Below are 11,900 nucleotides of genomic sequence, written 5' to 3'. Positions count from 1 at the left end.
ATACCTGTTCAGTCAAGCTCACAGTGAGAATATCCCGAGCGCGACGCACGCTATCGTCATCACGACCGATGCGCCGAACAACAAGGGGAACGTGAATTTCTGATGATCGGCGAGGTCGATGCCGCACAAGCCGACAACCAGAAAAGTGGCGGGCGTAAGCGGGCTGACCGGAAAACCGGTGGTCATCTGGCCGAGCAGCGCAGCCTGGCCGACGTGCACGGCGGGAACGCCGAGTTGGCCGGCCACTTCGGCGATAACCGGCAGCACGCCGAAATAGAACGAGTCGGGATCGAACAGCATGCTGAGCGGCATCGAAAGGACACCGAGCGCGACGGGAATATGGCTCGCCATCGCGGGCGGCACGAAGCCGACCGCGGCCTGCGCCATGGCTTTCAACATGCCGCTGCCCTGCATGATGCCGGTGAACACGCCGGCCGCGAGCAGAATGCCGGCCATCATCAAGGCCGCGCGCGCATGCGCGTCGATTCGTTTGCGCTGCATGTCCACGTTGGGATAGTTGACCATCAGCGCCACGCACAGGCCGACCATGAACATGATCGCGGGCGGAATCTTCTCGCCCATTACGACCATCGTGCCGAGCACCACGAGCGTCAGCACGATGTTGAACCAGAAATTTTTGGGGCGGCGCAACGCCTGCTCCTCCGGCGTCAGTTCGCGCCTGGGCATCGGCACCGAACCGCTCGCGGCGCTGAGGCCAAGGCGCTTTTCCTCGCGTCGCCCGAGCCAGAACGCGGCGCCGAACACGAAGACGAGGCCGATCGCCTGCACCGGAATCAGCGGATTGAAGAGCGACGAAATCGGCAGATGCAGCGAAGCGGACGCGCGGATCATCGGCCCGGTCCACGGCAGGAAGTTGATGCCGGCCGCCATCGACACCGCGGCGGCCAGCACGCGCTTGTCCATCTTCAGACGGTCGTAGAGCGGCAGCATCGCGGGAATCGTGACGAGAAAGCAGACGGCGCCGGAACCATCGAGATGGATCAGCAGGGCAAGCAGCGTCGTGCCCATCACAATGCGCGTGGGCCGTGTGCCGACCGCGCGCAGAATGCGGTCGATGATCGGGTCGAGCGTGCCGGCGTCAGTGATGGTGCCGAAATAAAGAATCGCGAACACGAACATGCCGACGACCGGCGCGAGGCTCTTGAGGCCGTCGATCACGAACTTGCTCGTTTGAAAGCCGAACCCGCCGATCAACGACGCGGCAATCGGCACGATGATGAGCGCCACCAGCGGCGACATGCGTTTCGACAGAATGGCGCCGAGCAGCACGACGATGGTAGCCAGCCCCAGCAATGGCAGCATGTGCTTGTCTCCAATGTTGTTTTTTACTGCGAGTCAGCGTAAGTTCGAGGCAGCAATAAATCAATTGAAATGAATTGATAGCAGCCATTACGAACCAATATGGATCTAAACCTTCGGGACATTCGCGCTTTTATCGCGGTGGCGCAAACAGGCAGCTTCACGCAAGCGGCGGCGCGGCTGCATCTTTCTCAACCGGCGTTGACGGTGCAAATCCGGCGCCTCGAAGAAACGCTCGGCCTGCGGCTTTTCGACCGCAATAGCCGCAACGTCGCGCTCACGCCCACGGGCCGCGATTTGCTGCCGCTGCTGCAAAAGTCGCTACACGACATGGAGCAGGTGCTGATCGACGCGCGCGCGCTCGGCGGCGGCGCGAGCGGCACCGTGCGCATCGCGTGTCTGCCGACGTTCGCGGCGAGTTCGTTGCCCGAACTGGTGCAGCAGTTGAAGAAAGCTGTGCCGCGCGTGAGCTTTCAGGTGCGCGACGTCGTCGCCACCATGGTCAACACGCTGGTGCGCAACGAAGAAGCGGATATCGGGCTGACCGGCGGCGATCTCGACGATGCGAACCTCGAAGTGCTGCATGCGGGCATCGACCGGCTGGTGGTCGTTTGTCCGAAGCGGCATGCGCTCGCGAAGCGGCGGCGCATCACGCTGCCCGACCTCACGGCGACGCCGCTCGTGCTGACGGCGCAAGGCACGAGTGTGCGGGCAGTGGTCGATAGCGCGTTCGCGAAGGCGCGCTGCGTGCCGGAGGTCGCCTGCGAGCCCACCTATATGATGAGCGCGGTCGCGATGGTCCGCGCGGGGCTCGGCGTCACGATCTTGCCGGCGTCGGCGCGCGAAGTGAGGGCCGAACCGGAACTGGTGGCGCGTCCCGTCGACGATCCCGCGTTCACGCGCCCGATCGCGCTGATCAAGAAACGCGGCCGGACCTTGCCGCCCGTCACGGAAACCTTTGTCGCGATGCTGATTGAGACGCTTGCTGCGCAATGAGCGGCGAGCGGGCGCCTGGGTCGCTTGCTTCGCTTGCATCGCTTGTCGGCAGATCTGCCTGTGTCGGCGGATCGGCAAAATCTCACAGGTTTAGCTTTCCTGAGCGCGTCGTTCGGCGCGCCTGCCTGGCTGCATCGCGAAACCCTGAAAATTTCACGATGTGACACGTGTCCCTGCTTCGTAAAAAATCGTGGTGCGTGGCACAAATCCGTCATTTCGCAATGTCGCCTCACGTTGCACATCGCAAAACGAAACGCATAACCATCTGTTTTTACTGGATATTTTTTGCTAAAACGAAGCGTATAACAATGGCTTGCGCCGCTGGCTGCTGACGTAGACTCTTTTACAAGAGCAGGCGCTTCACGCGGTGGGGTCGATAGAACAGGACGAAACGCTGTCCGACTAGTCCTCCAGTTCCGCTTACGAAGCCGCCACGGCACCGCGGTTTTTATTGGCAATTGGGAGACTAAAAATGAAAGGCTTTCGCTTTGGATCGGCCCAGGGAGCGTTCTACATTCTGCCCGGCCAGGATGGTTGGGAAGCAACGTACGGTAATGAGACGCTCGGCGAGTTTTCCAGCCCGCAGCAGGCGGCCGACGACCTCGCGCGCGGATTGACCTGCCCGCATCTGTGCGAAACGGACACGTCGACGCTCGAAATTCCTGAAAAGCTGAGCGACTGGGAAGTCGTTCACGTTTGAGGGTCGGCATGACACGCGTCCACGTCATCAAGCCAGAAATGACAATGGCGCTAGAGAGCGCCATTGTCTTCTTTACCGCCTACTTCTGTGCGGGCTTGCTTGCCCTGTTCACGCGGCCGGAAAAGTTACGCCACCGAGTCCACGATCCGGTTCAGCGTGGCGCTGGGACGCATGGCCTTGCTCGTCAAATCGACGTTCGGACGGTAGTAGCCGCCAATGTCCACCGGCTTGCCTTGCGCCGCACGCAGTTCGTCGAGAATCTTTGCTTCGTTCTCGGCCATTGCCTTCGCCACGCCGGCGAATTGGGCCTGCAATGCGGCGTCTTCGGTTTGCGCGGCCAGTGCTTCCGCCCAGTACATCGCGAGGTAGAAGTGGCTGCCACGGTTGTCGAGACCGCCAACCTTGCGCGCCGGCGACTTGTCGTTATCGAGGAACTTGCCGGTCGCCTGATCCAGCGTCTTTGCCAGAATCTGCGCTTTCGGATTGTGATAAGCGCTGCTCAGATGCTCGAGCGAGGCCGCCAGTGCCAGGAATTCACCGAGCGAGTCCCAACGCAGGAAACCTTCTTCCACGAGTTGCTGAACGTGCTTCGGCGCCGAACCGCCCGCGCCGGTTTCGAACATGCCGCCGCCCGCCATCAGCGGGACGATGGACAGCATCTTTGCGCTAGTGCCGAGTTCCATGATCGGGAACAGGTCGGTCAGGTAGTCGCGCAGCACATTGCCAGTGACCGAGATCGTGTCCTTGCCGGCGCGAATGCGTTCCAGCGAGAACTTCGTGGCCTCGACCGGCGTCAGGACGCGGATGTCCAGACCGTTCGTGTCGTGATCCTTCAGATACTGCTCGACCTTCTTGATGACCTGCGCGTCGTGCGCACGTGCGGCGTCCAGCCAGAAGACGGCCGGCGTGCCGGTGGCGCGCGCGCGATTCACCGCGAGCTTCACCCAGTCCTGAACCGGGGCGTCCTTGGTCTGGCACATGCGCCAGATGTCGCCGGCTTCCACCGGCTGCTCGATCAGCACCGCGCCGCTCGCGTCAGACACGCGCACCACGCCGTTCGACGCAATCTGGAAGGTCTTGTCGTGTGAACCGTATTCCTCGGCGGCTTGCGCCATCAGGCCGACGTTCGGCACCGTGCCCATGGTGACCGGATCGAACGCGCCGTTCTTCTTGCAGTCTTCGATCACCGCCTGATACACGCCCGCGTAGCAACGGTCCGGAATCACGGCCTTGGCGTCATGCAGTGCGCCGTCCGCGCCCCACATCTTGCCCGACTCGCGAATCATGGCCGGCATGGACGCGTCGACGATCACGTCGCTCGGCACGTGCAGGCTGGTAATGCCCTTGTCGGAGTTGACCATGGCCAGTTGCGGACGCTGTTCGTACTGAGCCTTGATGTCGGCTTCGATCTGCGCAGCCGTTTCAGCCGGCAGATCCTTCAGGCGCGCATACAAGTCGCCGATACCGTTGTTCGGGTTGAAGCCGGCTTGCGCGAGCGCGTCGGCGTGCTTGGTCAGCACGTCTTTGTAGAACACCGACACGACCTGGCCGAAGATGATCGGATCTGACACCTTCATCATGGTGGCCTTCAGGTGCACCGAGAACAGCACACCCTTCGCCTTCGCGTCGTTGATCTCGGCTTCGATGAAGCTGCGCAGCGCGTTCTTGCTCAGCACCGAAGCGTCGATGATCTCGCCCGCCTGGACCGGCGTTTTTTCCTTCAGCACCGTCTTTGTGCCGTCGGCGGCCGTCAGTTCGATCTTCACCGAGCCGGCCGCTGCGATCAGCGCCGATTTTTCGCTGCCGTAGAAATCGCCGCCGCTCATGTTCGCCACGTGCGACTTCGAATCCGCGGTCCACGCGCCCATCTTGTGCGGGTGCTTGCGCGCGTAGTTCTTGACCGACAGCGGCGCGCGACGGTCCGAGTTGCCTTCACGCAGCACCGGGTTGACCGCGCTGCCCTTGATCTTGTCGTAGCGTGCCTTGACGTCTTTTTCCGTGTCGGTCGTGGCGACATCCGGATAGGCCGGCAGCTTGTAGCCCTGGTCGCGCAATTCGGTGATCGCGGCCTTCAACTGCGGCACCGAAGCGCTGATGTTCGGCAGCTTGATGATGTTCGCTTCGGGACGCGTGGTGAGTCCACCCAGCTCCGCCAGATCGTCGGAACCCTTCTGTTCCGCGGTCAGGTAGTCCGGAAATGCAGCGATGATCCGGCCGGCAAGCGAAATATCACGCGTTTCAACGATCACGTCGGACGAGCGCGTGAACGCCTTGACGATCGGCAGCAACGAGTAAGTCGCGAGAGCAGGCGCTTCGTCGGTCAGGGTGTAGATGATCTTCGGCGGTGTGGACATGTTTGATGCTTTGCGAGGTGAAGTGAGAGACAGAGCGCAGGGGGCGCCGAGGCCAGCGAATTGCGGCGAAGCAGGCAACACGCAGCGCGACCCGCGACACTACTTTTTACGGCCCGACCGTGAGTATATGCGCGTTTTGGGCAGTCCGCTGCTGAACAAACATGCCGCCAGACCAGAACAAACTGGCGAGATGCCCGTCCCACAAGGCTTTCATCGATTTGACCTAGGTCTAAAGACATATGTCTTATAGATGACTTGATCCGCGAAGAATATGTTGTTAATGCGAATCATATGCATTACCATTCCTGCGAAATCATTCATTTCATCGTCCGTTTAACAACCACTCGCTCGCCCGATGCCGTTGCGCTTGCCGTTGATGCGCGTCGGCGGCACTGCGCCCAATTCAAAAAATATGCAGAATTCATTGATCGCTCGCCGCGCATCGTTTGCGCGCGGCCACCGCCGCGCTCCGTCGTTGCTCAGCGCGGGACTTCTTGTCAGCGTGGGTCTGTCCCTTTCGACGCTGTCATCGACGGGATGGGCGCAAGTCGCCGCAAGCGACGCCGCGGCGACGTTGCCCGCCGTGAGCGTGTCCGCATCGAAAGACGCGCCCGTCGCGCAGGCCGACACGGTTAGCGCGGGCGCGCTCGGCACGCGCAAGCTGGTCGACACGCCGTTCTCCACTCGCACGGTGACGGCGGAAGAAGGCAAGGACCTGTTCGCGACCACCTCGAACGATCTGTTCAAGTATGACCCAGCGGTTTCCGTGACGAGCGAGAACGCGATCGGCGAAAACTCCATGTTCACTGTGCGCGGCATGCCGATCGACACGCTGAACAGCATCAAGGTGGACGGCCAGACTTTCCCGTCGTGGGACACCGATCTCTCGCTCGAACCGTTCGAGCAGGTCGAGTTGCTCAAAGGTCTGTCAGGCTTCATGTATGGCTTCGGGTCGCCGGGCGGCATCGTCAACTATGTATTGAAGCGCCCGACCGACACGCCCTATCGCAGCGTCACGGTCGGCTATCGATCCGCGGACGTGTTCAGCGAGGCCGTGGATCTGGGCGGCCGCTTCGGCAACGACGACCGTTTCGGCTATCGTCTGAATCTCGTCAACGAAGCCGGCAATACGGCCGAGCAGAATGGGCACGTGCGCCGCCAGGTCGCGTCGCTCGCGTTCGACTTCCGCATCACGCCGGACCTCACATGGAGCGCGGACGCGTTCTACCAGAAGCGCAAGACCAACGGCACGCTGTTCGGCCTCATGTTCGGCGCGGGCCTTGGCATTCCGGACGCAAGCACCGTCACGCACGCGCTGACGCAGCCGCAAAACTACTATCAGACGGAGATGGCCTCGTTCGGCACGGGCCTCGACTATCGCCTTTCCGAGAACTGGCATGCGAGCGTGAAGTATCGCTTCGCGAAAGAGAACCGCACGAATTCGGACAGCCTGCTCTACGTCACGGACAGCGCCGGCGATTACTCGAACACGCTCTATGCGGCCATGACGCGCTACTTCTATCAGAACGTCGACGCGATGGTGGAAGGCAAATTCAACACCGGCAGCATCCAGCATGACGTGGTGGTCGGCGCGGGCTTCCAGACGCAGACCAGCGAATACAGCAACAGCGTCGGCTGGAATCAGGGCTACTTCCTCGGCAACGGCAATCTGTATAGCAGCACGTTGCTGACCAACGACGAAGTCAGCATCGGCTCCAATCTGTATCGCCAGCAGCGCACGACGCAGGCCGCCGTCTATGCGAGCGACACGGTGCAGTTCACCTCGCGTCTGTCGACGCTCGTCGGTCTGCGTTACACGCAATATCGCGAGCATGTGTACAACACGACGGGCGCGGTGTCGTCGCAATACAGCGCAGACCCGGTCACGCCGACTGTCGCGCTGATGTTCAAGACCGACCAGAACTCCACGTTGTACGCGAGCTATGTGGAATCGCTGGAACAGGGCGGCGCGGCGTCGAACACGAACCTGAACTACCCTGACACCTTCGGTCCGCTGAAAAGCAAGCAGTACGAGATCGGCTTCAAGACCGACCATAGCAAGTGGGGCGCCAATCTCGCGCTGTTCCGCGTGGATCAGGGCTACAACTACACGAACTCCGCGAACATTTTCGTGCAGGACGGCACCAAGCGCTATACCGGCGTGGACGCAAGCGGCTGGATCGCGCTCACGAGCGAATGGCGCGTGCTGGGCGGCGTGATGTGGCTGGACACGAAGGCTCTCGGTGTGGACGATGCCTCCGTCGAAGGCAAGCGCGTGTATGGCGCGCCGCGCTTCACCGCGACGGGCCGCATTGAATACAACCCGTCTTACCTGCGTCCGCTGACGCTCGCCTTCGGCGGCAAGTACGTGGGCAACCAGGCGGTGAACGCCGCCAACACGCAATTCGTGCCGGCCTATGTCACTTATGACCTGAGCGGCCGCTACGAAACGAAGATCGCGGGTAAGGACGTGACGTTCCGCGCGGGCATCAACAACCTGTTCAACCGCCGCTACTGGACGACGGCATGGGGCTACTACGTTGCGCCGTCGCCGACTCGCACCGCAGTCGCCAGCGCTACTTTGCAATTCTAAGTATTGAACGAGGAAGGAGCGCCTGACTCAGGCGCTCCGGGCGATCATTCGAGAGAATCGCCTTCGCGGCAGCTCTGCGCCATCGCAACCATGAGTCGATAGTCATGGCGCTCCTTTCATACTAATTAGTCATCCGTACTAGTTGCATCAGTCAGGCGCCCATTGCATAGGTGTTTGATGCACTGAGCAAACCCGCCCGAATCTGGTACAACTGATGTCCTGCGCGCGCCCTCCCGACATTTCGCGGCGAACGGCGCGATCCGCGTGTCATTGTGAAACGTCGACTATTGTCTTGTTGGAGTAAAACGAATGGCCAATGCCTACCTGCAGGTAATCGCGCATTATTTCGCCAAACCCGGCACCGGCGACGCGCTCGTCAAAGCTCTCACCAAACTGGCCGCCGCAACGCGCGCGGAGCCAAAGAACCTCTATTACGAATTTTTCCGCTCGCCTCTTGAGCCAGACCACTTCGTGATTCTGGAACAGTACAGCGATGCCGGTGGACTCGCGGAACATCGCGACACGGAACATTTTCAGCGCCTTGGCCTCGGCGTCATCATTCCATTGCTCGAGCGGCGCGAAGTATCGAGCCATATGGTGTCGGGAGACGCGGCATGATGAACGCATTCCGCTTTCAAACCGTGCCCTCGCTCATGGTCGAATTCGGCGCGGCGCGTCGTCTGGGTGCTTTATTGCGTGCGCAATTTCCGCCGCTCCAGCGCTTGTGCGTGGTGACCGATGGCTTTCTGAACAGGAGCGGACTGCTGGAGCCGGCGCTCGCCGATCTCGCCGCACATAGCTGGGAGGTCACCGTGATCGACGACGTGATTGCCGATCCGCCCGAACACATCGTGCTGCAAACCACGGCTCGCGCGCGCGCGGCCAATGTCGAAATCGTGCTGGGGCTGGGCGGCGGCTCGTCAATGGATGTGGCCAAGCTCATTGCGATTCTGGCCCACCAGGATCGGCAGGCGCTCAGCGACATGTATGGCGTGAACAAGGCAACGGTGTCGCGCCTGCCGCTCGTGCAGATGCCGACCACCGCGGGAACCGGCTCCGAAGTCACGGCCGTGTCGATCGTGACCGTGGGCGAGGCGAAGAAAATGGGCGTGGTCTCGCCGCAGTTGATCGCCGACCTCGCGATTCTCGACGCCGAACTCACGCTCGGGCTTCCTGCCGCGGCCACGGCGGCAACGGGCATCGACGCAATGGTTCACGCAATCGAGGCCTACACGTCCGCTCAGTTGAAAAACCCCGTGTCCGATATGCTCGCGATCAAAGCGCTTGAACTGCTGTCGCGCAACCTGCTCGCCGCCTGCGAAGACGGTCGCAATCGCGAAGCGCGTGAGGCGATGCTGCTCGGTGCGACTTTCGCAGGACAGGCATTCGCCAACTCGCCGGTCGCTGCCGTCCATGCGCTTGCGTATCCGATCGGCGGCATTTATCACGTGCCGCACGGACTTTCCAACGCGCTGGTATTGCCTCACGTATTGCGTTTTAACGCTGAATCGGCGGCGCATCTTTATGCCGAGCTGGCCGAAGTCGTGGTGCCAGGCGTGACGGGCAGTGTCGAAGGCAAGACGAACGCACTGATAGAAAGGCTCGAACAGATGATTGCCGCAACCGCGATTCCGGCGCGATTGCGCGACGTCGGCATCGAGCGCGAAGGCCTGGAACGAATGGCGAGCGACGCCATGTTGCAGACGCGTCTGCTGGTGAATAATCCTCGGCCGGTCAGCGAGGCCGACGCGCTGGCGATTTACACGGCTGCGTTCTGAGCGCGCGGAAAAGCCACGCTGATATGCACGCCTTTGCCACCTTCGCCGGGTTCGAGCGTGATCTCGCCATGATGCGCGTCCGCGATTTCACGCACGATGGCGAGTCCGAGACCGGTGCCTTCCGTATCCGTCGATGCGCGAAAGAACGGTTCGAATATGCGGCTGCGTGACTCGGCGGGAATGCCGGGGCCGTCGTCGAGCACGCTGACGGTAACGGTATTCGCATCGGCGCGAACGGCCACCGTCACGTGCCCGCCACGACCCGTGTAGCGGATCGCATTCTCCGCAAGGTTGGCGATCAGCGCCTGGAGCAGCCCACGATGCCCCGCCACCGGCGCGATGTCGCACAGCTCCGCGCCCAGATCGATTTCGCGGCCTTGAGCGAACAGCGCGAGGTCTTCCATCACTTCCATGGCCAGCGGCACGAGGTCCACCGTTTCGACGATAACCTGCCTGTTGTCCGCCGCTTCCGCCTGCGCGAGCAACAGCAGCTTGTTGGTGAGGCCCACCATCGACCGGTTGCTGCGATGCATGGCCGCAAGCGCTTCGTAGAGGGCGGGATTGAGACCGTCCTGCTGGCGCGCGAACTGCAATTGCGTGCCGAGCAGCGTGAGCGGCGTGCGCAACTGATGCGCGGCGTCGGCGATGAAACGGCGTTGCGCGGCGACCTGCACGCCGAGGCGCGCAATGCATTGATTGATCGCTTCGACAATCGGCCGCAATTCCGTATGCAAACGCTCGACTCGAATTGGTTCGAGTTGCATCGGATCGCGATCGGCGACGTCTTCTTTGACTTTCATCAGCGGACGCAATTCGAAAGTCAAACCGATACAGACGAGTGCCACGGCAAGCACGATCATTTCGATCTGCCGCACGAGTTGCGGCCGCCACAATTGCCCGGCCATGGCGTCGCGCGAATGGACTGTTTTGCCCACCGTGACGCGCACGCGACGCGTTGCGCCGTTGTCGTACATCAGCCGCACGAGTCCCACGGCGCGCACGTCCTGACCATATAGCGCGGTGTCGTAATGGTCGGGCGTATCGGGCAATTGCGCGGGACGCGGCGGGAAATCCGGCGTGCCCGCGAGCAGTTGCCGGTCGTCGACATTGACGCTGTAGAACACCTGATCGCGATAGGGCGACGCGAATATTTCGAGCGCGGCAGGCGGCACATCGACACGCAGGAAGCCGTCCACCCATTCCACTTCGCCCGCGATCATTCGCGCGGACGAAATGAGCTGATTGTCCTGCACGAGATCCGCCGTGCGCCGCGCGTTGTCATATTCGGCCTTGCCGGTGACGAACACATAAAGGGCGAGCGGCACCAGCAACCACCACAACAAGCGGACGCGCAAACTATTGGTCATCTTCTTTCTTGCGCAGCAGATAGCCGAGCCCGCGCAACGTGACGATGGCCGCCGAACTGCCGTCGAGTTTCTTGCGCAGACGCGAAATGTAGATCTCGACCGCGTCTTCGCTCGGTTCGTCGGCAAGCGTGAAGATGGCGTCGACGAGCGCGGGCTTGGTCACCGTTTTACCCAAGCGGAGAATCAGCGTTTCGAGCACGGAGCGCTCGCGCGGCGTGACGTTCAGCGGCGCGCCCTTCAAGGTGAACTGGCGCGTGTCGATGTCGAACGCGAGATCGCCGCACACCACTTCGCTCGCCTTCGAAGGCGATTGGCGACGAATCGCCACCTTGATTCGCGCCACCAGTTCGCGCACTTCGAATGGCTTCACCAAGTAGTCGTCCGCGCCGGCGCCGAGCAATTCCACTTTCTCGTCGATCGAGCCGCTCGCCGTGAGAATCAGCACGGGCGTCGCGTCGCCTCGCTGACGCAGACGGCGCAGAACATTCTTGCCCGACAGCTTCGGCAAATTGAGGTCGAGCAGAATCACGTCGTAGTGATTGGTGCGCAGCAAACGGTCCGCGGCGTCGCCGTCCTGCACGGCGTCGAGCGCGAATTCTTCCTGTTCCAGCATCTTCGCGAGCCAGTGCGCGAGCGTGGGGTTGTCTTCAATGAGCAGCAGCTTCATGGCGGAAACGACGAGAGTCAGGCCGTCGATTGTGCCGTAAAACAAGCGCTTTGCGCGCATCGCGTGCGGATCGTGGCATACGTATTTGCCGGCTGATCTTTCCGCGGATGTTTCGGCGCATGTTC

The 11,900-nt window shown here is 61.6% G+C and carries 9 protein-coding genes; 5 read left to right on the top strand and 4 right to left on the bottom strand.

Annotated elements, in window-relative coordinates:
- Positions 1-18 precede the first annotated feature (18 nt).
- On the bottom strand, positions 19-1,323 hold the full coding sequence (locus VOM14_RS01315) for a CitMHS family transporter (protein ID WP_327626854.1): 1,305 nt from the start codon (positions 1,321-1,323) through the stop codon (positions 19-21).
- A gap of 99 nt (positions 1,324-1,422) precedes the next feature.
- Here VOM14_RS01315 and VOM14_RS01310 point away from each other — a divergent pair, with 99 nt between their 5' ends.
- Positions 1,423-2,316 carry a LysR family transcriptional regulator gene (locus VOM14_RS01310; RefSeq protein ID WP_327626853.1) on the top strand — a complete coding sequence of 298 codons (894 nt, stop codon included), beginning with the start codon at positions 1,423-1,425 and terminating at the stop codon, positions 2,314-2,316.
- A gap of 472 nt (positions 2,317-2,788) precedes the next feature.
- Positions 2,789-3,016 (top strand): hypothetical protein, encoded by a 228-nt coding sequence (locus VOM14_RS01305; protein ID WP_327626852.1) that lies wholly within the window; start codon positions 2,789-2,791, stop codon positions 3,014-3,016.
- A 125-nt stretch (positions 3,017-3,141) separates the two neighbouring features.
- Here VOM14_RS01305 and VOM14_RS01300 read toward each other — a convergent pair whose 3' ends face one another.
- Entirely contained in the window at positions 3,142-5,370 is a 2,229-nt protein-coding gene (locus VOM14_RS01300) for an NADP-dependent isocitrate dehydrogenase (protein ID WP_327626851.1), read from the bottom strand.
- Between the two features lie 412 nt (positions 5,371-5,782).
- Here VOM14_RS01300 and VOM14_RS01295 point away from each other — a divergent pair, with 412 nt between their 5' ends.
- From VOM14_RS01295 to VOM14_RS01285, 3 genes are all read left to right on the top strand, one after another.
- Complete coding sequence (locus VOM14_RS01295; RefSeq protein ID WP_327626850.1) at positions 5,783-7,963, top strand: TonB-dependent siderophore receptor; 2,181 nt, start codon at positions 5,783-5,785, stop codon at positions 7,961-7,963.
- A gap of 309 nt (positions 7,964-8,272) precedes the next feature.
- Complete coding sequence (locus tag VOM14_RS01290; protein WP_327626849.1) at positions 8,273-8,581, top strand: putative quinol monooxygenase; 309 nt, start codon at positions 8,273-8,275, stop codon at positions 8,579-8,581.
- Positions 8,581-9,741, top strand: coding sequence for an iron-containing alcohol dehydrogenase (locus VOM14_RS01285; RefSeq protein WP_327627393.1), 1,161 nt, complete (start codon positions 8,581-8,583; stop codon positions 9,739-9,741). The genes VOM14_RS01290 and VOM14_RS01285 overlap by 1 nt, the downstream gene beginning before the upstream one ends.
- Here VOM14_RS01285 and VOM14_RS01280 read toward each other — a convergent pair.
- Positions 9,723-11,108 carry a sensor histidine kinase gene (locus VOM14_RS01280; RefSeq protein ID WP_327626848.1) on the bottom strand — a complete coding sequence of 462 codons (1,386 nt, stop codon included), beginning with the start codon at positions 11,106-11,108 and terminating at the stop codon, positions 9,723-9,725. The genes VOM14_RS01285 and VOM14_RS01280 overlap by 19 nt on opposite strands.
- The gene (locus VOM14_RS01275; RefSeq protein ID WP_327627392.1) at positions 11,098-11,775 is read right to left on the bottom strand and encodes a response regulator; all 678 of its coding nucleotides are present in this window, start codon (positions 11,773-11,775) and stop codon (positions 11,098-11,100) included. The genes VOM14_RS01280 and VOM14_RS01275 overlap by 11 nt, the downstream gene beginning before the upstream one ends.
- Positions 11,776-11,900: the final 125 nt, after the last annotated feature.

It is taken from the genome of Paraburkholderia sp. MPAMCS5 (genome assembly GCF_036016995.1).
Taxonomy (GTDB): domain Bacteria; phylum Pseudomonadota; class Gammaproteobacteria; order Burkholderiales; family Burkholderiaceae; genus Paraburkholderia.
Note: the sequence above shows the minus strand (reverse complement) of the source record. Positions and strands in the feature narration are given on the sequence as shown.